The following is a 21217-nucleotide window of genomic DNA, read 5'->3' as shown; positions in this document are numbered from 1 at the left end:
TACTACGTTGATAGGCCACAGGTGTACAGGTAGAGATACCATAGCCGAGTGGTACTAATAGCCCGAAGCTTTCCGCGCCGGAAGATCCGCTGTCCTCTTTTATGTATTTCTTTTCTATATCTTTATATGTCATTTAAGCCGGATGTATGCTGCCAATAGGTAGGTTGTATATATAATATAAATCCGGTCACGATATTCAGGTGCCTATATCGGCGGTGTCTACCTCTTCCCATTCCGAACAGAGCAGTCAAGCCCGCCAGAGCCGATGGTACTGCCGTAACAGGTGGGAGAGTAGGTCGGCGCCAAATTTTATACAAGCCCCTTCAGGAAACTGGAGGGGCTTTTTTGTTTTTTCTCTTGTGTAGAACTCATCGTGCTTTGCTAATGTAGTTGTTTATAGCAAACGTAGAATTAGAATAGTATAACAGAAACATTAAGAATTATTAATTGCGTATGAATATTTATGAACTAATTTCTATCGGGATATATATGTTGACGATGGTTTTGATTGGGATTTATGCTTACCGGAAATCCACCAGTAATTCAGAAGAGTTCCTGATTGGTGGACGAAAGATGGGACCCCTCGTCACGGCGTTATCTGCCGGAGCATCGGACATGAGTGGTTGGCTGTTGATGGGTTTGCCGGGAGCAATGTACTTTATGGGCCTATCTGGGGCTTGGCTCGCGATAGGATTGACTATAGGTGCTTTTTTAAATTATGTTATTGTTGCGCCGCGTTTACGTGTATATACCGAAATCGCTAAGAACGCTATTACACTACCCGTTTTCTTTGAGAACAGATTTCATGACAAAACGCAGCTATTGAAGCTGGTTTCTTCCGTACTTATCCTTGTTTTCTTTACTTTGTACACTTCGGCAGGCATGGTCTCTGGCGGCCGACTTTTCGAATCCGCCTTCGGCGTCGATTATCAAACAGGATTATGGGTAACAACATTGGTAGTTGTTTTTTATACGTTTTTTGGAGGGTTTATGGCGGTGAGTCTCACCGACGTCGTTCAAGGTACCATTATGGTTATCGCTCTATTGATTGTACCAGCGGTTATTATTTTTCATATCGGCAGTGTGGGGGAAACAGTGAATATTATACAAACTAAAAACCAGAATTATATGGACTTATGGAGAGGTACCACCACAGTTTCTATTATTTCTTTATTAGCATGGGGATTAGGATATTTCGGTCAACCTCATATTTTAGTGCGGTTTATGGCTATAGATAGCGTTCGTGACATTCCCAAGGCGAGACGAATAGGAATTACTTGGATGTTATTTACGGTAGGAGGGGCTCTGTTAGTTGGTTTTTTCGGTATTGCCTATCTTCAAAAATTTGATGTAGCCACTATGGGGAAATTTGATGCATCCAAGGAACTTGCCGAGACTATATTTATCCATTTGTCTAGAGTCCTCTTTCATCCGTTGATCGGCGGATTCTTATTATCGGCTATTTTAGCGGCGGTAATGAGTACAATATCCTCACAACTTTTAGTCACATCTAGTTCGATGACGGAAGATATCTATCGGACCTTTTTAAATAAAGAAGCTAGTTCCAAAAATATGTTGATTATGAGCCGGGTTTCTGTTCTGGTAGTAGCAGCTATTGCGGTATTGCTTTCGTTGAATCCAAAGGAAAGTATTTTGGGTTTAGTAGGTAATGCTTGGGCTGGTTTCGGAGCAGCGTTTGGGCCCTTAGTTATCCTCACCTTGTTGTGGAAGCGTATTACGGCAATGGGAGGTTTAGCCGGTATGTTAGTGGGTGGAGTGGTAGTATTGCTTTGGGTTTATATGCCGCATGATTATAAAGAAATTTACGAAATTATCCCAGGTTTTACAGCGAGTTTTTTGACGACCATTGTGGTATCTTTGTTGACTAAGCCAGTTTCGAAAGAAATCGAAGAAGAGTTTGATAGTGTACGAAGAATAGCAGCGGGAAAGTAAAACAAATAAAAAAGAAAGCCCGGAGAAACCTCCGGGCTTTTAATACCTTCTTAGGAAATAAGCATGTCGTTATTTTGCTAACTCTTCTGCAATAGCGACGCCAATTTCAGCTGGAGATTCGACTACGCGAATACCACATTCACGCATAATCTTCATCTTTGCAGCAGCTGTATCATCTGCTCCCCCTACAATTGCACCAGCGTGTCCCATACGGCGGCCCGGAGGCGCTGTTTGTCCAGCGATAAAGCCGACTACAGGTTTTGTTCCGTGTTCTTTAATCCAATGAGCAGCCTCAGCTTCCATTCCCCCGCCAATCTCACCGATCATAATAATACCTTCTGTTTCAGGGTCATTCATTAGTAGCTCCACAGCTTCTTTGGTTGTTGTTCCAATGATCGGGTCTCCGCCGATACCAATAGCAGTGGTTATTCCTAGACCTGCTTTTACGGTTTGGTCCACAGCTTCGTAAGTTAAAGTTCCTGATTTAGAAACTACACCTACTTTTCCTTTTTTGAAAATAAAGCCAGGCATAATACCGATTTTAGTTTCTTCAGCCGTGATAATACCCGGACAGTTTGGTCCGATTAATCTAGATTTTTTGTCACTCAAGTACGATTTTACTTGAATCATATCTTTAGTAGGTATACCCTCTGTAATACAAACGATAACTTCGATACCCGCTTGAGCTGCTTCCATAATAGCATCTGCAGCAAATGCAGGGGGAACAAAGATGATCGAAACGTTAGCGCCAGTTGCTTCTACTGCATCTTGTACTGTATTGAACACCGGACGTTCTAAATGAGATTGTCCTCCTTTGCCGGGAGTAACACCTCCAACAACATTTGTACCGTACTCAATCATTTGAGATGCGTGATAAGTACCTTCATTTCCGGTAAAGCCTTGTACAATTACCTTTGAATCTTTATTTACTAATACACTCATTTTTTCTGTTTTTTTGCAAAGCAAATTTACCATTTTGCACTGACTTCTGAAAATTTAATATACTATTGTCAAAGACGTAATATTTTTTTACAACGGTAATGATTACAATCGTTTACGGTCTTAGGATGCGATATTTATAATAGCTTCCAATTTTGCATAAATTGCCATAGAACAATGCCGATAGTGACCGAGACGTTTAAAGAGTGTTTGGTGCCAAATTGCGGAATTTCGATACAACCATCCACGATTTGCATAACGTCGTCCGATACACCATGTACTTCGTTACCGAAAATTAACGCGTATTTCTTTCGACATTCTATGGAGTAGTCCTGTAAAGGTATGCTATCAACAGCCTGTTCGATGGCGAGTATGGTATACCCTTCCTTTTTTAATTGTTCTACCGCCAGAAAGGTGTCTTTATGGTACGCCCAGTCTACAGATTGGGTCGCACCCAAAGCAGTTTTTTCGATTTCGCGATGTGGAGGAGTACCAGTAATACCACATAAAAGGACTTTTTCTACAGCAAATCCATCAGCGGTGCGGAAAGTCGATCCTACATTATGCATACTCCGTACGTTGTCCAATACAACAATAAATGGAACTTTTTCTTGGTTTTTAAATGAATCGATATCAACCCGATTCAACTCTTCCATGGATAATTTTCGCATAGACGAAATTAAAGAGTATAAAGATGAAAAAAGAAGGTTTATTTAACATTTTTCAAATTCATTTTGAATATTGGAAATAGTATGCTATTTTTGCATTCCGAAATTAGTATAAAAGAAATATAAAATATAGCTAGAGAAATGGCAAATCATAAATCAGCGCTTAAAAGAATTAGAGCAAACGCGGCGAAACGCCTAAGAAATCGTTACCAAGCAAAAACAACTCGTAATGCGATTAAAAAATTACGTAACACGACCGATGCGGAAGAAGCTAAAGTATTGTTACCTAAAGTTGTTTCTATGCTTGACCGTTTAGCTAAGAAAAATGTTATCCATAAGAACAAAGCTGCGAACAACAAATCTAAGTTAACCAAATTAGTAAGTAAGTTGGGTTAATTTTAGCCAGTTCTTTAATAAGAATAAAACAAGGGATGTATTCATTTACATCCCTTGTTTTTGTTGAGTAGATGGGGTGTTTTCTTTAGAGAAGCTTTTGGATAATTGCACCAAGTTTCTCTTGGTCATTTTTGTAAGGTGCCAGATCATATAATTCTACTTTTCGGAAATCGATCGGATGACTTTCACTTTGTAAATAGATAAATCCTTCTTCAAGCAGTTTGCCGTCTGTTTTTTGTGCCGGATCATATGGGTTCACACTTCCGCCACCAATTTGAGGCTTGTTATATTCCAATACCACTTCTCCCTCCAGAATATGCCGAATGAGTGAATCACCTAGTACCAAGAAATCAGCCGTCACCCATTCGTCTCCGTGATACGTTTTTGACGTAGAACTTATACAATGAGGGGTAAACAAAGCATCATCTATTACCACATTGGTGCCTGGTGTACATAAATTCAGGGTGGTACGTTCATCCTCACCATTTCCACCTAAAAACTGTCCTTCAATAGAGATCGGGAAATCTTGATCTTTTAACATGGTATGCGGATCTTGTCCATGAAGCATAGCACCGCTATTTCGCCAAGCCCAGCCTTCACCTCCTTTTACCTGCTCGTCGACAAAGCGGTATTCTACGCGAAGAAAGTAATAGCTATAAGGCGTGTTGTAAGCAAGGTGACCATATTGTTTGTTGAATTCATCATAGCCGTCATAACGTACTTTCAACAAACCATCCTCTACACGAAATGTATTTGCGTAGTTTTCACCGACTTCATGCAGCCTGATTTTGGGCGTCCAGTCATTGATGTCATTACCATTAAATAATTGGATCGGTTGCGGGATTTCATCATCTGACGATGCCGTTTTGTCTCCTGCTGAGGCACAGGAGAATAAAATAGCTCCAGTTGCTAGTACGGATAGAAAATTTGCTTTGATTTTCATGCGAATGGTTTAAAGTTATAATAATAAGTTTTTGTTTTTAATGTATTCACTTGGCCTTACACCGATAACCTTATAGAAAGTATTACTGAAGGTTGGTAAGCTACTATATCCCACACGCATTGACACGTCATTTACACTCATTTTTTCGTCTAATAAAAGTTTAAGCGCGGTAAGCATGCGCAGGATTGTATAATATTGAATAAAGCTCATGTTCAGTTCCCGTTGGAAAAGCCGCGCTAAAGTTCGCTCGCTGAGCTCAAATTCGTTGGCCAATTTTTTAAAGCTAATGTTCTGATCTATTCGTTGTTCCAAATAGTTGACAATCAGCTTTAGTTTTTCATCCTTTGGATAAGGGAGCGCCAGCGGTAATTCAGTTTGCGATACCTCAGGAAGAATTAATTTAAAAGCTTTAGCAATAGAAAATTTAGGTTCTTCTGTCGGGAATATATTACCCGTCCAACGATTCGTAAACATAATGAACTCAATCAGAAAGTCATTAACCGGATAGATACTCACCTCGTTAAAAAAATCCCCATCGGTCGCAAACGCCGGAAAATATAGGTTGCGCATCACCACCTCCGGGCTGCTTGGATAGATGCTATGTTTTATTCCACCCGGTATCCAAATATAATGTCGGGCAGGCAAAAAGTAAGATTTTTCACTTGTCTTTAGAAACACGATCCCGCCCTCCGCATATAGGAACTGCCCTTTTGTATGGCTATGTTCAGAAATGAAGTTTTCCCCCATAAGGGCATGATGACAATAGATACTATCTTCGAACGTGTCAACTTCCGTCATATAATACCTGTCTACGTAAAGCGTTCTGTCCATGGTTATCTAAAGTCAAAGTCATAAATTTCTTGATTTTCGATGACATAACCAAAAAAGTCAGAGACATACCGAAAATTGCTTATCTTACATGTGGTTAAAGTATAATAATGGATTTATATGGACACAGAAAGAATAAAATTAGAACGATTAAAAGATAAAGTAATGACCGTCCACGAAGCGGTTGGTTTTTTTGAAAACGGTATGGTGGTAGGTGCCAGCGGCTTTACCAAAGCGGGAGATAGTAAAGTGATGCTGGAAGCCTTGGCTGAGCGGGCAAAAAATGAAGATATAAAAATAACGCTCATGACCGGAGCGTCGCTCGGTCACGATACAGACGGCAAGTTAGCCGCTGCCGGTGCGTTAAAAAAACGTATGCCGTTTCAGGTAGATCGGACACTACGCAATAAAATCAATGGAGGAGAGGTGTTGTTTATCGATCAGCATCTCAGCGAAAGTGCGGAGTTATTACACAATAAAAATCTTCCACCTGTCGATATAGCCGTTATTGAAGTAGCATACATTGATCGAGACGGTAGTCTAGTCCCGACCACATCTGTAGGAAACACCGCAACGTTTGCTGAATTAGCAGAGAAAATCATCATCGAGATAAATACAGCAATTTCGATGGAGGTCTACGGTATTCATGATATATACAAACCCGAAAACTACCCACATCGAAATGTAATTCCTATTGTAGCGCCTTGGAATAAAATTGGACGTAAAACAATTTCCGTTAACCCTGATAAAATTGTAGGAATCGTCTTTACCGATAAAAAAGATAGCCCTGCTGACGTAACCGATCCAGACGAGAAAACAGTAGCAATAGCAGCACACATTTTAAATTTCTTTGAGAATGAAGTGCAGTTGGGGCACTTGACTGATCGCCTTCAGCCCCTACAGGTCGGCATCGGAAAAGTCGCAAATGCAGTACTGACTGGATTTAAAACAAGTAATTTCTATGATCTAACCATGTTTTCGGAAGTACTACAGGATAGCACATTTGATTTGATAGACGCCGGGAAGTTGTCATTTGCTTCCGCATCATCGATAACCGTGTCGGAAAATTGCTATGACCGCGTGTTTAATAATTTACAGAAATATCGGGATAAAATTGTACTCCGGCCTCAAAATATTTCCAACACACCGGGTTTGATTCGCCGCCTAGGGATTATTGCAATCAATACCGCGATCGAATTTGATATTTACGGAAACGTCAACTCTACGCACATTTCAGGCTCTAAAATTATGAACGGTATCGGTGGATCTGGCGATTTTGCCCGAAACGCCTATCTCAGTGTTTTTGTCACACAAGCTGCATCCAAGAATAATACCATCTCGCATGTGTTACCTATGGTATCCCATGTGGATCATACGGAACACGACGTGGACGTGTTAGTTACCGATATTGGATTAGCGGATTTGCGCGGTCTTGCTCCGAGAGAGCGAGCACAGAAGATTATCGACAATTGCGTGCACCCCGATTTTAGAGAAGAACTTCAATCTTATTTTGATAGAGCTTGTGAAAGAGGAGGACATACACCCCATCTATTGGAAGAAGCCTTTAGTTGGCATCTACGGCTAGCTGAGACGGGCACGATGAAGCGGTAGCCGTCACCATACTATTATAAAAAGCCCATCCTCATTCTCAGAGGATGGGCTTTTTAATCAAATCGCGTTATACCGCTTACCGCTGTCCTGGTAAATAAATCTGAAAACCGAGACTGACCCCAAGTCCACTTTGTCCACCGCCAGAATTGATATTAGCTTTATTGTAATTGTAACCAACTGTAGTTTCCAAAGCCACCGTTTGGGTGATAAAATGCGCATATCCTGCTGCTACCCCTAACTCGAGCGATACATCATCCCCACGCGAACTCCCTGCAATACCCACGTTGCCATGTCCGAAGAAACGTCCACTTGCGCTAGCTCCACCTGGGAAATAATAACGTACAAATGGCGCTACACCGTAAGTCCACTCGTTGTCACTATCTTTAACCGAGGCAAAACCTAAACTGGCTTGAGCTCCAATTGCAACTCCGTCCGACACAAAGTAACCTGCACGTGGCCGTAACCCTATATTAAACGATTCTGCTTCAAAATTGTACCCGAGACCAGCTAATTCACCACCGACCATCCAATTGCCCTGTCTAATCGGTTCTAGTCCCACATTAGCGGAGGATTGTGGTCTAGTTTCTACCGTTTGTGCCTGTGCACCGATTGCGAAACCTCCTAATAAGAGGCATAAAAAAGTAAGCTTCTTCATATTACGATCCTTTACGTTAAAATTATTTTAATCTAAGTTAATAACGTTCCGCAAGCGTAATTGTTTGAAGCGATTTAATAAATTCAGTAATCAATAAAAGGAGAAGAAAGCCCCCGCTGTCGAATATAATAATCTAGGGTTTTCGCGACCTCTAGCGGACGATCGGTGCTCAGAATATCTGCACCGTGTTCAATGTATTCCGCATAAAGGTGCTCCCCGTTTTGCTGCGCTTGGCGGTCCAAATTTCCCATGGTACCTAAAATACACAGAATTCCGTGTTGATGCAGCAGGTCGGTCAATGCCTGATCCGCTTGAGAAGTACCAACAAAAGCGACAAGACGCGTATCTGGAATATCCCGATCATTCAAACGTATCAAATCTTCCACACGCTTAATGGAGGCAGATATCATCAATTCAGGAGCGAGGTTATGAACTATCGCAGCTTGATCAGCACTGTAGGTAATGATGATCGTATAAGCTTCCGCTTTTGTTTTTCGAACCGCATCAACAACCAACTGATAGGGAACATTTCTTTTTACATCTAACGTGAAAATAACTTTTCCTATGCCCCATTGTAAGGCTTCTTCCAGCGTTGGGATCCGGTAATTCGTCGCAGTTCCCGTAACATCTAACAGGCGTAGCTCTTTCAACGCTGCTAAAGTATGCCGATTCACCCTTCCCTTTCCGGTGGTCGTCCGGTCTAAAGTCTCATCATGCATTAAAACCAATGCAGAGTCCTGTGTAAGAGCAATATCACATTCGATGATAGCTGGCATTTTGAAGGCTACCCGTTGAAAAGTTTCCAACGCATTCTCCGGATAATTAACGTCTGGCCCACCACGGTGCGCGCTGACCAGCGGAACCCGGTGTTCAGAATAAGTGAGGAAACGGTAGAGATCCTCAACCCCTGAAAAGTTAAACGTCGTTTGCCCATTCCCAAACCGAACTGTATTTGTTGAATTGTTGCTGAAACAGCTACAAAAAAACAATAAGCATAGAACAAGTAAATAAGGACTATTTGTTTTTTGCATAGGTTTCGATGGATTGACGAACTGTCTCTAAAGAAGCATTTAGTTGATCAATATGAATATGTGCCTGTTTATAAAAAGGGTCTCGTTCACGTAGTTTTTCCTCGATAAATGCTAGGAGTGCCTCATCGCGTAAGCCGCGGAGCGCCGGACGAGAAGCAATATCAGACTGCTGTAATCGATTATGCAACGCCTTAGGCGTAAGATGCAAATAAACAGCAATACCGTTTTCCAGCATCCATTGCATGTTATCAAAGAAGCAGGGGCTGCCGCCTCCCGTAGAGATAACCGAGCGTTCATCCTGTTGCTCTTTAAGTACCTGGCTTTCCAATTCACGAAATTTCTGCTCACCATATTGCGTAAAATATTCAGGTATCGACATACCTATACGCGTTACAATCAAGTGATCCAAATCAACAAACTTCCAATTCATATGGTTTGCCAATTTCTTGCCTAGTGTAGTTTTCCCACTACCCATAAAGCCAATTAAAAATATAGGCTTATTCATTATTTTCCTAAAAAATTATCTTCTAAATCTTCTTTTGATGGAAATGTAATTTTTGACCATTTTTTAATGACGGTGCCATTACGTAATAAAAGTACGCCGGGGTTAGAACGAACCATACTTTTAAGCGGAACGGCATCTACATAAAACGTTTCCAGTACCAAATCCATTTCATCATGAAGATCCCTAACCACTTGTGGCGGGCTAGCCGTTAATAATAAAGCCCGCAGATTGTAATCCGTTGCTAGATCCCGGATGGAGGTGTTAATACGGTCTAAAGCAATGATGTCTGTCAACGACAGTTTATCGATATAGGTGCTCACCACCACGAAGTTGTAATAAGGATTAGTTATGATCTCTTCTGTTACGTCACTTCCTTCCATGTCGGAAATAACCAAATCAGGAATAGGAATTTGATACCCTTTCTCAATGAGTTGCGAAGTTGGTTCACCAATAATCTCCCAATTATCATCTTCCCAAATTCCCGCCATATATTCCTCATCCGTCACCTTTTTGATCTCCTGAGTTTGCTTATGTCTGATTTCGTACGTATACGCATAACGGTCGCCTTCCTTCCCCTCAGGCATTACACGTAATTCGGGGATATTGTTTCCTTCTTTATACGGAAGAAAATCTATAAAAGGAAGAAAGTAAACGGTATAGATACCAATGCCGAAAGATATAAGAACCACCAGGGCACTAATTAAGCCGCTCGCACTCGAATTGGAAACCAAGGGCTTTATACGCGCCCGGTATGTAAAAATGATCGAAACAAAGATCAGGAGAATAACGTCCTTAATAAACGATTCCCAAGGCGTTAACGGAATAGCATCGCCAAAACAGCCACAGGAACTGACCACCTCAAAAAAAGCAGAGTAAAATGTCAGAAAGAGAAAGAATACTGTTAAAAGTAATAACCCCCAGGCAACTTTGTTTTTATAAAATCCGAGTAGCAAAAATATCCCAAGGCTAATTTCAACACCACAAATAAGAACAGCGATCCAAGTACTATAATCACTAAAAAAGTCCAAACCTAAAACCAGAAAATATTCATCCAGTTTATAGCCAAAGCCTGTCGGGTCATTTGCTTTAATAAGACCCGAAAATATAAAAAGTAAACCGACAAATAATCGACTAAATCCGAGTACTATATCAATAGCGCCAGTTTTCGTTTTTCGTGTGGGATTAAAATTCGTTTCCATGAGTCTACTTATGTTCGGCAAGTCCTAATTTTATAAGTGCAAAAACAGCATAGTTCAGCATATCTTGGTAGTTTGCATGCAACCCTTCCGAGACTAGTGTTTGCCCATTATTATCTTCGATTTGTTTTACCCGGTGAATTTTCATCAGGATAAGATCTGTCAGCGAAGAGATCCGCATTTCACGCCACGCCTCACCATAATCGTGATTTTTAGCCAACATCAAATCGCGCGTTTCATCTACTTTTTCGGTGTATTGCTTATCGACCGCCTCATAAGGCAAGTTTTCCTCCGCATCGGCGGGAAGCTCCAATTGCATCATGGCAATCACGCAATAGTTAACAATACCAATATATTCCCCTAAGATATCTTCACCGACTTTAGAGACTTTTTTCACCTCCAATGTTCTTATACGCTGGGCTTTAATATAAATTTGATCCGTTATGGAAGCCGGACGCATAATCCGCCAGGCGGTCCCATAATCTTTAGTTTTTTTTAGAAATAAATCCTTACAAAGTTTTATAACATTATTATACTCGGTTGTCGTATCCGTCATTGTTGCTCGTCTTTTCTGTTGCTCGTTTTACAAATATAATTAGAATATGTTTAAAAGGGTAGGATGCAAACTTTCACAAGTTACCATAAACAAAACCATCACGATTTATCCCAGGCACGTTGGCATGATGACTAAATCGAGCTTCCGAACGCAGGAATACTTGTTTAGCAGAACTAAACGATAAATCTGATAGTTTTATCACCTTTAAAAATAACCGAGTATAACGAGCTCATTTATTCCATGGAAATCTTACAGTCATAAATAATTACATACGGATGAAAAAATAATGCCGTTCTTTGAGAGTAAATCAAAAAGAAAGATGAAATTTATACGAGCGTAGTCCCATGAAGATATTTAAACCAGAAATAAGAGATGTACGTATCACACGTTACATCCAACCCTTTCGAGAAGGAGGATCGTTGCCCGCCTTGGTCGACGCCGACGATGGATTCAGCTACGTTATCAAATTTCGCGGGGCCGGACAAGGTAGAAAAGCACTGGTTGCCGAGCTTATCGGAGGCGAACTCAGTCGTTTCCTAGGGCTGCGTATGCCCGAAATGGTATTCGCCGATTTGGACGAATCCTTTGCACGTATGGAACCAGACGAAGAAATACAAGATCTACTGCGCTTCTCGGTTGGAAAAAATCTGGGTGTACATTTTTTAAATGGCGCGATCACGTTTGATCCGAATGCAGACGAGATAGACGAAGCAGAAGCTTCTAAGATTGTCTGGCTGGATGCCCTACTGATGAACGTAGACCGCACCGTGCGGAACACCAATATGCTGATATGGCATAAAGAACTCTGGTTGATTGACCACGGTGCATCACTTTACTTTCATCATGCTTGGGATAACTGGGAAGAACAACTCGCCAAGCCGTTTATACAGATAAAGGATCACGTGCTGCTTCGGTGGGCGTCTCAAGTAGCAGCGGTAGATGCACAGTACCGCACACTTTTTACCGAAGAGAATTTGTGGAACATCTTGCAGGTTGTCCCCGACGAATGGTTAGTAGACGAGCATGGGCAGCTCAGTGCGGACGACGCGCGGCAAGTCTATGTATCTTTTTTGCAGGGAAGATTAGCTAATTCGGAAAACTTTATAAAACAGATTCAGCATGAGCGAGAGAACATTGTATGAGTATGCTATCGTACGCGTAGTCCCTCGTGTCGAACGCGATGAGTTTATCAATGTCGGCGTGGCACTTTATTGTCGGAAACAACGCTACGCACAAGTAAAGATCCATGTCGATGTGGATAAATGTAGAATGCTGGATCCTGATGTTGATATACAGCTCATTACAAAACACCTAGACTCTTTTCGGAACATCTGTGTAGGCGATAAAGCAGGCGGAAAGCTCGCTACTTTAGAACAACCCGAACGCTTTCGGTGGCTCACCGCAAAACGGAGCACCATTATCCAATGTTCAGTAGTTCATCCGGGATTATGTGTTTCCGCAGAGGAAACCCATCAAGAACTATTTGAAAAATTAGTACTATAGAAACCCTCTTTTTTTTAGAGGAATCGTAAATTTGACAACATACGAACCCTATTTACAGCATGGAAGAATTTTATCGACATATATATCAAAAACAATTAGAGGTGCAGGATATGCCGAGCAATGCCCGCATTGCAGATTGGGCGATGCATGTACTCCATCTGCTGTTTCCTGAACGGCAATCATCCCATTTTCAGAATGCAGACGATGTGCGTAAAGCTTTTGAAGAAGCAGAAGCAGAACTGTTGGAGTTGTTAATGAAAACCAAAGCCTGCTCGCAATGCGATAACCAGCGGATCGCCCGTCATTTTTTGGAAGAACTGCCAGCGATTTACGAGGTTATGCTTACCGATGCGCAAGCTATTATGGACGGAGACCCCGCTGCGCGGAGTTTACGAGAGGTTATACGCACCTATCCCGGCTTCACCGCGATATGCGTGTACCGCTTGGCCCATCAATTATGGAAATCAGACGTGCCGCTTATTCCGCGGATCTTAACCGAACACGCTCATTCGAAAACCGGTATCGACATTCATCCAGGCGCACAAATAGGCCGATACCTATACATCGATCATGGAACCGGCTTGGTCATAGGAGAGACTTGTATTATCGGGGATCATGTTAAGCTCTATCAAGGCGTCACATTGGGCGCGCTGAGCGTAGAAAAAAATATGGTAGATACCCAGCGGCATCCGATTATAGAAGATCATGTCATCATCTACGCAGGAGCCACCATCTTAGGCGGACAGACCATTATCGGCCATCACTCCATTATCGGTGGAAACGTCTGGCTCACTGCTAGCGTAGCACCCTACACCACCGTTTACCATCAGCCAAATTCAAAATTTATTGATTCAAAACCTGTCGTATAATGGGAACACTGATAGATGCCATTGGCAATACACCTCTTGTGGAACTGACCTCGTTTCACGATAACCCTAAGGTTAAGATTTTTGTGAAACTGGAAGGTAATAATCCCGCCGGCTCTGTAAAGGATCGAGCCGCTTTAAACATGATCCGTTCTGCCCTAGAGCGAGGAGAAATTACAAAAAGCTCGAAACTGATAGAAGCCACTTCTGGTAACACGGGCATTGCTTTGGCAATGATAGCTAGTGTATACGGATTGGAGCTAGAACTCGTTATGCCTTCATCGTCTACCCGAGAGCGCACATTGACCATGGAAGCTTACGGAGCGAAAGTGACCCTATTAGAAAATATGGAGGTTTGTCGCGATTACGCCGAAGAAAAAGCCGCTACAGGCGATTATTTCATTTTAAACCAATTTGCCAATCCCGACAATTATCAAGCCCATATAAAATCAACCGGACCGGAGATCTGGCGCGATACCGAAGGAAAAATCACACACTTTGTAAGTGCAATGGGTACAACAGGGACGATTATGGGGTGTTCCATGTTTTTTAAAGAGAAAAACCCCGGCGTTCAAATTGTTGGCTGTCAACCCACAGAGGGATCTTCCATACCAGGAATACGTCGCTGGCCAGCAGCCTATCTGCCCAAAATATTTGATGCCACACGCGTAGACCGTGTAATCGATGTCGCCGAGTCGGACGCTGTCCAACGTACGCGGCAGCTCGCTCAAAAAGAGGGCGTTTTTGTTGGAATGAGCACGGGCGGAGCTTTTCACGCCGCTTTAAAAGTGGCGAGTGAGTTAGAAGAAGGTGTCCTTGTATTTATTGCTTGTGATCGCGGTGACCGCTATTTAAGTTCCGACTTATTTGGATAAAAGCAACATGGACCAGATCTCATCTGGTCCATGTTGCCTTATTTACGATCTCTACTCCAAATTTCATAAATCGGATCACCTTTGGAGCTTAATCCGCTATGATGCCATTCCCCGTCTTTCAGCGCGCCGTCAAAAGTAAGGTCTGCACCGACGCGGGCATTATCCCTGGAGAAAAACAGAATGTGCTCGGTATATTTACCCTCCGCAAACGTATAACGTCCGCCACCTGTACCCGAGAAAGTCTTAGCACCCGGATCTATAGCCATCCATTGAAAATACCCATCCACTAAGAGTTTAATGGTTTTACGCGTGCCGCTCTGATGTATCTGTACGATATCGTCGCCCTGTTTCCGTCCGGTTATCCGCCATAAGCCATCCAGATCTTGCGGTTTACCCACTTCTTTTTTCCATGATTGTCCAGATTGTTCCCGCAGTCCATCCACGTCTACCGTCAACGCAAAGCTTTTTGTTTGTCCTACCATGTCCACATCCGCGTCATTATATTCTACCTGAATATTTAATTTTCCGTCCTGGTAGGTATAAGGTCCACCAAAGGTCGATATATAAGCATTACGCTGATAAATAGTCTGTGAAGAATAGCCATCAATAAACATCCAGATAACCTGTGTGTCTCCATTTTTGGTCGAATACACGCCCGTTAAATCAGGAGTTTTTTGTGCCATTAAAAACGTAGCGGTGAACATTAAAATAAACGATAAAATAGCTTTTTTCATGATTTCTTTATGTTGGTGCACTATAAAAATAGCAAATTAGCCGGAAACTTGTGCGCACAAATGATACCTTTGTAAGTCTATTATGAAAACAAGATCACGTCGCTACCTTTTTTTATTGCTGTTTTTCGCCCTATATAGTCTTCCTAGTACGGCACAACATTTTGGTACCCTGCATGAGATTGATACGAATATACAGTTGATAGACACGAGTAGACAAGCCCGGTGGGGGGAGTGCGAACGTACCGGCCCACTGCCACGTTTTGCCCGCACTACACAAGAACCGGAGCGCGAAAAAAAGTTTCTACGAGCAGGTTCAGAGTGGCTTATTGCCAATATTATTCCGGCCACATTTAACCGGTTTATAACCAAAGACCCCTATTCCTATATCAGTTTTAAAAATTTCATTAACCATCAGCGGCTTTCTGCATGGGATTGGGACGATAATCAATTTACGACAAACCATTTGGACCATCCTTATCACGGCCAGCTATATTTTAATGCATTCCGAAGTAACGGTTATAATTTCTATCAGTCCAGTTTAGCCACATTCGCTGGGAGCTACCTTTGGGAAACCGGTGGCGAAACACAGGCCCCCTCGATCAATGACCTCGTCAATACGACCTATGGCGGAATAATATTGGGAGAAATGACCCACCGGATCGCCCGCAATATCCTCGGAAGAGGAAGCCGGCATGCGCGTACACGTGTTTCCAACGAGATAGGTGCATTTTTTGTTAACCCCGTAAACGGTCTAAACCGTCTCCTCGATGGTAAATGGGGAAAAGTGGATGCCTATAATGCAGTTGACTCCTCTAGTATCTGGGCAGAAGTAAATATAGGTATACGACGATTCGACGCCCAAGAAGGAGATATTCTTGAAAAAGGAAAAAATGGTTCCTATGGTCGTCTTCGACTTTGGTACAGTAATGGCCCCGACAATATAAAGCGTCCGTTCGACCAGTTTTATGTCAATCTGGAATTTGGAAAAGGGGATAGCACCTTTATTAACGCCGTTAATGTACATGCCCTTCTGTACGGCCATAAATTCTTTACCACTAAGCGCGGCAGTCATCATGGGATATGGAGCGCCAATTACGATTTTTATAATAATGATGCCTTTTTTTACGGAGCCCAGAGTTTGCGCTATAATTGGAATTCAGAATTTCGTTATAAAAAGAAAAATCGCTTAAACATGAGTGTGGGGGTAGGAGCCATACTCCTTGCAGGAGTACCCGATCCTTACCTCCTATATGGTGCTAGCCGTAATTATAATTACGGCTCGGGAGCAGGATATAACTATCGGGCCGAGCTAAGTTTGCTGAACCGCTTACTTATTACAGGCGATTATAACGGGGGGATATTTTTTACCATTAGCGGTAACGACTCCTATTATATCTTACACGCCGGAACAGTAGAAGCTAATCTGCGCCTCTATCGGAACTTCTCCTTAAACGTCAGCTCAGGTTATTTTGCATTGGAGGGGCATTTTAAAGAAGAACAATATCCCGATTTTAATCGCAGTTTTCCTTTCGGCCGCTTATCCATAGGCTATAACGTACGCTTCTAAACCTACTTACGAATAGTGTAAGTGCTCGAACGTTTTGTCAAATAAATGAACCGTGCCTGTAGGTTTGAATCCTATATTTAAATACAGGGTTTTCGCCCTGTCATTATCTTTTTCTACCAATAGACCTAACACCTCGCCATAACGGTGCACGAAAAGGTCGATCACATACAGCAATAAAATTTTACCGATACCTCTCCCTTGTGCTGCCGGATCTACGGCAAGCGTATCAATATACGTTTCCTCTGCATGTGTTTCTTCCCCTAAAGCGGGGGCTCTGTTGAAATGTTTCCGCAAATAGGCACGAACCGGAGCGCGCAACTGTTCCAAGGCGTCTCCCGGATAAAGACAGATCTGACCGATGATTTTTTCATCTTCTTCAGCGACGATAATATGCTCGTAGCTATATTGATTCTCGGGCTGGCTGATCAGGTAAGTCAGCAAAGCAATCGCTTTTTGTCGGTCACGTTCGCCCATAAAATAAAATATTATTTCCTCCATTGCCGACAACATAAGCGGCGCAATAGCAGCAGCATCAGCTGGGAAGGCCTTTCTAATCTTTATCATTTTTTAAAAATAGCAAAGGCTGCCCTATAAAAGGCAGCCTTTTGTTTATCCTTGTTTAAAAACGTTACTTGTTGTCTTTATCCAATTTTTCGAAATCCACATAGGAAATTTCTTGTGCGTTTAGCGTTACGTTTTCTTTTAGATGACTGAATACCTTAAGGGCCTTCGCTTCTTCAAAAAGACGGTTTGCTTGCTCGCGGTCCTGCAATAATTGCAAAGCATATTGTCCCAGCTGCTCATCTGTAGGCTCATCATTGACGTTGTACATCTTAATTTGCGCATAGATACGTTCTTTTGCTAGGTTAATCACTTCGTCGTATTTAACTTCCAATTCATTTGCAGTAACGATGCGGTTTTCAATGATTGTCCATTTTAAGTTGCTCACAAAGTCCGCAAAGCCTTCTTCCAGCTCTTCGTCAGAAATATTAGGATTAGTAGCTTTCAACCATTTTTTCAAAAACGTCTCCGGGAAATTCACTTCCACTTTCTCCATACCATACGTATACATGTCGTTACGTAACTTCTGGTCAGCGTTTTGTTTAAAAAGATTTTCGACTTCTTCTTTCACCTTAGCTTCAAACGCTTCAGTCGTCGTTACCTCACCCGCAGGGAATAACTTGTCGAAAAACTCTTGGTTGAGGTCAGCTTCTTCCAAACGGTTGATATTCTTCACCGTCAACTCAAATTTTGTAACATCTAAATTTGCAGCTTCATCTTCCGTAACACCAAGGATCCGTGCAAGATCAGCTACTTTAAAGGCTTTTTTAACATCGATTTTAGCAACATCATCAGCTTTCAGACCTATTAAAGACTTTTTGATTTTCGCATCCTCGATGATATCTGTACGTACCGAAGTTGTTTTTTCGATACCTTCCTCTTTGCTTTGTTTTAGCGTCGCATAGAGCACATCACCATCCTCGGAAACTTCTGGATTAGTCATTTTACCATAGCTGCGACGAAGATTTTTCACCCGTTCCGCTAAAGTTTCGTCATCCGCTTTAATGTCGTAAACCGTAAAAGGCGTTTCTGCCGAAAAAGGTGTTTCGAATGCTGGAGCGATTCCGATCTCGTATGTAAAAGAGAATGTATCGTTAAAATCCCAGTTATATTGTGCGTCAGCATCGCTTTCAAGCGGAAGAGGCTGGCCTAATACTTCCAGTTTATTTTCACCGATATATTCGGAAATTTTATCGTTAACCAGTTTATTGATCTCGTCGAATAAAATGGATTTTCCATACGTGCGTCTAATATGTCCCGGAGGAACCATACCTGGCCGGAAACCGGGCAATTTTGCTTTTTTAGCCTGTTCTTTGATAGCTTTATCTACCGTAGGGTTATAATCCTCGGGTGCTAGTTCAACCTTGATGGTCGCATTGACGTCGTCAACTGTTTGATGTGAAATATTCATACTCTCGTTTCGCTTTTACGCATTTTACAAAAAAAATCCTCCCGAGTTTATTAAGTTCGGGAGGACATCAAGTGCGGAAGAAGGGACTCGAACCCCCACGCCTTGCGGCGCCAGATCCTAAGTCTGGTGCGGCTACCAATTACGCCACTTCCGCAGTTATTAGGACTTTTATTGTGGCACAAAGATAGTGACGGGAATGTAATTCTGCAAGTATTTTTTTAATTTATTTTTCAAAAACTTCTAGGAGTGCTAATACCCTTCATGTTCCGTTTTTAAATGGATGTTACATTTCCTATCTTGCGGCAATAAATGAGCAAATCCTATGGATAAAAGAGCAATTTTAGCCTGTGCTATATTGACCAGTACCCTGTCCTTCGGACAAGAGCAGTCCAATATGCGGGTAAAGAGACCGGTGACAACAAATAAAGTATATCATTTGAAAAAAGAAATAATGACCCCCGAAACCTTATGGGAATTGGGGCGTGTATCTGCAGAAGGCCTGTCGCCCGATGGACGTTGGTTAGTTTACGGCATTTCCAATTACACGTTTAAGGAGAACAAATCGGAAAAAAATCTCTTTGTCATGCCGAGCCAAGGAGGTAAACCGATCCAGCTTACGCAAAAAGAAGGCGGAGAGTCGGTTGTACAGATCACCGAACAGGGGGAGGTTATATATGTATACCAGGGCCAGTTATGGTCACAACCCTTAGCGGGTGGCGAAGCAAAACAATTGACCGACATAGCAGGTGGTTTAGAAAATGTTAAACTATCCCCAGATAGCAAACACATCCTTTTTAGCCGGACAGTGCTCATTCATCCGTACCACAGCACCGATAAATATAGCGACCTGCCCAAATCAGATGTGTATATATATGATGACTTAGACTACCGACATTGGGATACCTTTAACGACGGGCGTTTTAACCATCCCTTTATCGCTACTTATGATGATGGGAAAATTGGAACGCCGATCGATCTTTTGGAAGGTGAACCATTTTATAGTCCGCAGGCACCTTTCGGAGGAGCAGAAGATTTTGTCTGGACGCCTGATAGTAAGGCTGTGCTTTACGTCTGTAAGAAGCGCTTCGGCAAGGCATATGCTTCCAGTACAAATACCGATATATATCGATACGATCTGCGCAGTAAAACAACGACGAACATCACCGAAGGTATGGCCGGGTATGATACCAACCCTGCATATAGTCCGAGCGGTCGGCAGTTAGCCTGGTTAAGTATGCGTAGCGATGGTTACGAGGCGGATAAGAATGACATTGTACTATTCGACAAAAAAACAACACAACGCAAAAATTTAACTGCCCATTGGGATGGTACGGTAAGCAGCTATCGATGGAGTAAAGACGGAAGAAAAATATATTTTACGGCTCCCGTTCGTGGTACCGTACAGTTATTTGAAGTGGAATGGAAGCAAGCTATTGCCGGAAATACCCTGCCTCGTATAACGCAGATCAGTGAAGGACAGTTTGACATAACGGGCATAGTAGGGGAGGTCGATGGAAACTTAATTGTCACCTCTACCACCCTAACACGTGCCACCGAAATCTACCGGTATGACTTGAAAAAGAAAACGCTAACCGCGATTACCGGCGTAAACGATAATCATTATAATCGTTTAGCAGAAACAAAAGTAGCAGGACGATTTACCAAAGCATCAGATGGTGCCGATTTGTTTTCCTGGGTGATCTACCCACCTAACTTTGACCCCGCCAAAAAATATCCCACCCTGTTGTTTTGTCAAGGCGGACCACAATCACCTACTACCCAAGCGTATTCGTATCGTTGGAATTTCCAGTTGATGGCATCCCAAGGCTATATCGTTATTCTACCCAACCGAAGGGGGATGCCGGGTTGGGGCGTCAAGTGGAACGAAGACATATCGAAAGACTGGGGCGGTCAGCCCATCCGGGATTATCTGTCTGCCATTGATGATTTCGCTACCGAGCCTTATGTCGATCAGGAGCGGATCGGTGCTATAGGTGCGAGTTATGGAGGCTATTCCGTGTTTATGTTGGCCGGTGTCCATGAAGGTCGGTTCAAATCCTTTATTTCGCACTGCGGATTGTTTGATATGACTTCTTGGTACGGGACCACCGAAGAATTGTTTTTTGCAAATCACGATTTAGGCGGCCCCTATTGGGATAAAAATAATGTAAAAACCTACACCGATTTTAATCCCATTACCCACGTCGATAAATGGAATGTGCCTATCCTGATTTTTCAAGGTGGGAAAGATTATCGCGTGCCGATAGGGCAGGGTTTAGCCGCCTTCCAAGCCGCCCAATTGAAAAATATCAAAAGCCGGCTGGTTTATCTTCCCGAAGAAAATCATTGGGTGTTGTCCGGTCACAACGCATTCGTGTGGCAGCGTGAGTTTTTCGGCTGGTTAAAAGAGACGCTATAA

General features: G+C 42.4%; 21 protein-coding genes, 1 tRNA gene and 1 rRNA gene. 10 read left to right on the top strand and 13 right to left on the bottom strand.

Translation table 11 applies throughout. The annotated features are described in order from the left end of the window. Positions 1 to 196: 196 nt before the first annotated feature. Both rrf and putP read left to right on the top strand, forming a co-directional pair. Positions 197 to 308, top strand: a 5S ribosomal RNA gene (rrf, locus tag LKO28_RS04685). Between the two features lie 145 nt (positions 309 to 453). After that, positions 454 to 1953: a sodium/proline symporter PutP gene (putP, locus tag LKO28_RS04680; RefSeq protein ID WP_227693530.1), complete on the top strand. Its 1500-nt coding sequence runs from the start codon at positions 454 to 456 to the stop codon at positions 1951 to 1953. Positions 1954 to 2022: 69 nt separating this feature from the next. On the opposite strand, the gene sucD is transcribed toward putP, so the two are convergent. Both sucD and LKO28_RS04670 read right to left on the bottom strand, forming a co-directional pair. Then, positions 2023 to 2895, bottom strand: a complete 873-nt coding sequence (sucD, locus tag LKO28_RS04675; RefSeq protein WP_227693529.1) for a succinate--CoA ligase subunit alpha — start codon at positions 2893 to 2895, stop codon at positions 2023 to 2025. 134 nt (positions 2896 to 3029) lie between these two features. Next, positions 3030 to 3563 carry an RNA methyltransferase gene (locus LKO28_RS04670; protein WP_227693528.1) on the bottom strand — a complete coding sequence of 178 codons (534 nt, stop codon included), beginning with the start codon at positions 3561 to 3563 and terminating at the stop codon, positions 3030 to 3032. Positions 3564 to 3701: 138 nt separating this feature from the next. On the opposite strand from LKO28_RS04670, the gene rpsT reads away from it, so the two are divergent. Then, positions 3702 to 3956 carry a 30S ribosomal protein S20 gene (gene rpsT / locus LKO28_RS04665; RefSeq protein ID WP_227693527.1) on the top strand — a complete coding sequence of 85 codons (255 nt, stop codon included), beginning with the start codon at positions 3702 to 3704 and terminating at the stop codon, positions 3954 to 3956. An 85-nt stretch (positions 3957 to 4041) separates the two neighbouring features. On the opposite strand, the gene LKO28_RS04660 is transcribed toward rpsT, so the two are convergent. Beyond that, entirely contained in the window at positions 4042 to 4899 is an 858-nt protein-coding gene (locus LKO28_RS04660) for a DUF1080 domain-containing protein (protein ID WP_227693526.1), read from the bottom strand. Between the two features lie 15 nt (positions 4900 to 4914). Continuing rightward, positions 4915 to 5730, bottom strand: coding sequence for a helix-turn-helix transcriptional regulator (locus LKO28_RS04655; RefSeq protein ID WP_227693525.1), 816 nt, complete (start codon positions 5728 to 5730; stop codon positions 4915 to 4917). Positions 5731 to 5847: 117 nt separating this feature from the next. On the opposite strand from LKO28_RS04655, the gene LKO28_RS04650 reads away from it, so the two are divergent. Next, positions 5848 to 7338, top strand: coding sequence for a succinate CoA transferase (locus tag LKO28_RS04650; protein ID WP_227693524.1), 1491 nt, complete (start codon positions 5848 to 5850; stop codon positions 7336 to 7338). Between the two features lie 76 nt (positions 7339 to 7414). Here the strand turns inward: LKO28_RS04650 and LKO28_RS04645 are convergent, their stop codons facing one another. The 5 genes from LKO28_RS04645 to LKO28_RS04625 form a co-directional block, all read right to left on the bottom strand. Next, positions 7415 to 7993, bottom strand: a complete 579-nt coding sequence (locus LKO28_RS04645) for a porin family protein (RefSeq protein ID WP_227693523.1) — start codon at positions 7991 to 7993, stop codon at positions 7415 to 7417. An 83-nt stretch (positions 7994 to 8076) separates the two neighbouring features. Then, positions 8077 to 9024 (bottom strand): glycerophosphodiester phosphodiesterase family protein, encoded by a 948-nt coding sequence (locus LKO28_RS04640; protein ID WP_227693522.1) that lies wholly within the window; start codon positions 9022 to 9024, stop codon positions 8077 to 8079. Then, on the bottom strand, positions 9008 to 9529 hold the full coding sequence (locus tag LKO28_RS04635; protein ID WP_227693521.1) for a shikimate kinase: 522 nt from the start codon (positions 9527 to 9529) through the stop codon (positions 9008 to 9010). Before LKO28_RS04635 ends, LKO28_RS04640 begins: the two co-directional genes overlap by 17 nt. Next, the gene (locus LKO28_RS04630) at positions 9529 to 10728 is read right to left on the bottom strand and encodes a BT_3928 family protein (protein WP_227693520.1); all 1200 of its coding nucleotides are present in this window, start codon (positions 10726 to 10728) and stop codon (positions 9529 to 9531) included. The genes LKO28_RS04635 and LKO28_RS04630 overlap by 1 nt, the downstream gene beginning before the upstream one ends. Positions 10729 to 10732: 4 nt before the next feature. Next, entirely contained in the window at positions 10733 to 11281 is a 549-nt protein-coding gene (locus LKO28_RS04625) for a DUF1599 domain-containing protein (protein ID WP_227693519.1), read from the bottom strand. Between the two features lie 344 nt (positions 11282 to 11625). Here LKO28_RS04625 and LKO28_RS04620 point away from each other — a divergent pair, with 344 nt between their 5' ends. Genes LKO28_RS04620 through cysM form a run of 4 tightly spaced genes read left to right on the top strand, consistent with a single transcriptional unit; the run spans position 11626 to position 14525 of the window. Continuing rightward, entirely contained in the window at positions 11626 to 12423 is a 798-nt protein-coding gene (locus tag LKO28_RS04620; RefSeq protein ID WP_227693518.1) for a HipA family kinase, read from the top strand. Continuing rightward, complete coding sequence (locus LKO28_RS04615; protein ID WP_227693517.1) at positions 12401 to 12784, top strand: DUF3037 domain-containing protein; 384 nt, start codon at positions 12401 to 12403, stop codon at positions 12782 to 12784. The genes LKO28_RS04620 and LKO28_RS04615 overlap by 23 nt, the downstream gene beginning before the upstream one ends. 59 nt (positions 12785 to 12843) lie before the next feature. Beyond that, positions 12844 to 13653 carry a serine O-acetyltransferase EpsC gene (gene epsC, locus LKO28_RS04610; RefSeq protein WP_227693516.1) on the top strand — a complete coding sequence of 270 codons (810 nt, stop codon included), beginning with the start codon at positions 12844 to 12846 and terminating at the stop codon, positions 13651 to 13653. Then, entirely contained in the window at positions 13653 to 14525 is an 873-nt protein-coding gene (gene cysM / locus LKO28_RS04605; protein WP_227693515.1) for a cysteine synthase CysM, read from the top strand. The genes epsC and cysM overlap by 1 nt, the downstream gene beginning before the upstream one ends. A 38-nt stretch (positions 14526 to 14563) precedes the next feature. On the opposite strand, the gene LKO28_RS04600 is transcribed toward cysM, so the two are convergent. After that, positions 14564 to 15259: a hypothetical protein gene (locus tag LKO28_RS04600; RefSeq protein WP_227693514.1), complete on the bottom strand. Its 696-nt coding sequence runs from the start codon at positions 15257 to 15259 to the stop codon at positions 14564 to 14566. A gap of 82 nt (positions 15260 to 15341) precedes the next feature. On the opposite strand from LKO28_RS04600, the gene LKO28_RS04595 reads away from it, so the two are divergent. Further along, positions 15342 to 16826, top strand: coding sequence for a DUF3943 domain-containing protein (locus LKO28_RS04595; RefSeq protein ID WP_227693513.1), 1485 nt, complete (start codon positions 15342 to 15344; stop codon positions 16824 to 16826). Positions 16827 to 16832: 6 nt separating this feature from the next. Here the strand turns inward: LKO28_RS04595 and LKO28_RS04590 are convergent, their stop codons facing one another. The 3 genes from LKO28_RS04590 to LKO28_RS04580 form a co-directional block, all read right to left on the bottom strand. Beyond that, on the bottom strand, positions 16833 to 17390 hold the full coding sequence (locus LKO28_RS04590; protein ID WP_227693512.1) for a GNAT family N-acetyltransferase: 558 nt from the start codon (positions 17388 to 17390) through the stop codon (positions 16833 to 16835). A gap of 64 nt (positions 17391 to 17454) precedes the next feature. Continuing rightward, positions 17455 to 18798, bottom strand: coding sequence for a trigger factor (locus LKO28_RS04585; protein ID WP_227693511.1), 1344 nt, complete (start codon positions 18796 to 18798; stop codon positions 17455 to 17457). A gap of 72 nt (positions 18799 to 18870) precedes the next feature. Next, positions 18871 to 18952 (bottom strand) — tRNA-Leu (locus LKO28_RS04580). A 168-nt stretch (positions 18953 to 19120) separates the two neighbouring features. On the opposite strand from LKO28_RS04580, the gene LKO28_RS04575 reads away from it, so the two are divergent. Beyond that, positions 19121 to 21217, top strand: coding sequence for a S9 family peptidase (locus tag LKO28_RS04575; protein WP_227693510.1), 2097 nt, complete (start codon positions 19121 to 19123; stop codon positions 21215 to 21217).

It is taken from the genome of Sphingobacterium sp. FBM7-1 (assembly GCF_020687765.1).
Taxonomy (GTDB): Bacteria; Bacteroidota; Bacteroidia; order Sphingobacteriales; family Sphingobacteriaceae; genus Sphingobacterium.
The sequence above is the reverse complement of the archived record's forward strand: the minus strand, read 5'-3'. Positions and strand labels throughout refer to the sequence as shown.

Bases quoted from the DNA above. Each gene is read 5' to 3' on its own strand.
- putP (WP_227693530.1), top strand. From the start codon at position 454: ATGAATATTTATGAACTAATTTCTATCGGGATATATATGTTGACGATG.
- sucD (WP_227693529.1), bottom strand. From the start codon at position 2,895: ATGAGTGTATTAGTAAATAAAGATTCAAAGGTAATTGTACAAGGCTTT.
- LKO28_RS04670 (WP_227693528.1), bottom strand. From the start codon at position 3,563: ATGCGAAAATTATCCATGGAAGAGTTGAATCGGGTTGATATCGATTCA.
- rpsT (WP_227693527.1), top strand. From the start codon at position 3,702: ATGGCAAATCATAAATCAGCGCTTAAAAGAATTAGAGCAAACGCGGCG.
- LKO28_RS04660 (WP_227693526.1), bottom strand. From the start codon at position 4,899: ATGAAAATCAAAGCAAATTTTCTATCCGTACTAGCAACTGGAGCTATT.
- LKO28_RS04655 (WP_227693525.1), bottom strand. From the start codon at position 5,730: ATGGACAGAACGCTTTACGTAGACAGGTATTATATGACGGAAGTTGAC.
- LKO28_RS04650 (WP_227693524.1), top strand. From the start codon at position 5,848: ATGGACACAGAAAGAATAAAATTAGAACGATTAAAAGATAAAGTAATG.
- LKO28_RS04645 (WP_227693523.1), bottom strand. From the start codon at position 7,993: ATGAAGAAGCTTACTTTTTTATGCCTCTTATTAGGAGGTTTCGCAATC.
- LKO28_RS04640 (WP_227693522.1), bottom strand. From the start codon at position 9,024: ATGCAAAAAACAAATAGTCCTTATTTACTTGTTCTATGCTTATTGTTT.
- LKO28_RS04635 (WP_227693521.1), bottom strand. From the start codon at position 9,529: ATGAATAAGCCTATATTTTTAATTGGCTTTATGGGTAGTGGGAAAACT.
- LKO28_RS04630 (WP_227693520.1), bottom strand. From the start codon at position 10,728: ATGGAAACGAATTTTAATCCCACACGAAAAACGAAAACTGGCGCTATT.
- LKO28_RS04625 (WP_227693519.1), bottom strand. From the start codon at position 11,281: ATGACGGATACGACAACCGAGTATAATAATGTTATAAAACTTTGTAAG.
- LKO28_RS04620 (WP_227693518.1), top strand. From the start codon at position 11,626: ATGAAGATATTTAAACCAGAAATAAGAGATGTACGTATCACACGTTAC.
- LKO28_RS04615 (WP_227693517.1), top strand. From the start codon at position 12,401: ATGAGCGAGAGAACATTGTATGAGTATGCTATCGTACGCGTAGTCCCT.
- epsC (WP_227693516.1), top strand. From the start codon at position 12,844: ATGGAAGAATTTTATCGACATATATATCAAAAACAATTAGAGGTGCAG.
- cysM (WP_227693515.1), top strand. From the start codon at position 13,653: ATGGGAACACTGATAGATGCCATTGGCAATACACCTCTTGTGGAACTG.
- LKO28_RS04600 (WP_227693514.1), bottom strand. From the start codon at position 15,259: ATGAAAAAAGCTATTTTATCGTTTATTTTAATGTTCACCGCTACGTTT.
- LKO28_RS04595 (WP_227693513.1), top strand. From the start codon at position 15,342: ATGAAAACAAGATCACGTCGCTACCTTTTTTTATTGCTGTTTTTCGCC.
- LKO28_RS04590 (WP_227693512.1), bottom strand. From the start codon at position 17,390: ATGATAAAGATTAGAAAGGCCTTCCCAGCTGATGCTGCTGCTATTGCG.
- LKO28_RS04585 (WP_227693511.1), bottom strand. From the start codon at position 18,798: ATGAATATTTCACATCAAACAGTTGACGACGTCAATGCGACCATCAAG.
- LKO28_RS04575 (WP_227693510.1), top strand. From the start codon at position 19,121: ATGGATAAAAGAGCAATTTTAGCCTGTGCTATATTGACCAGTACCCTG.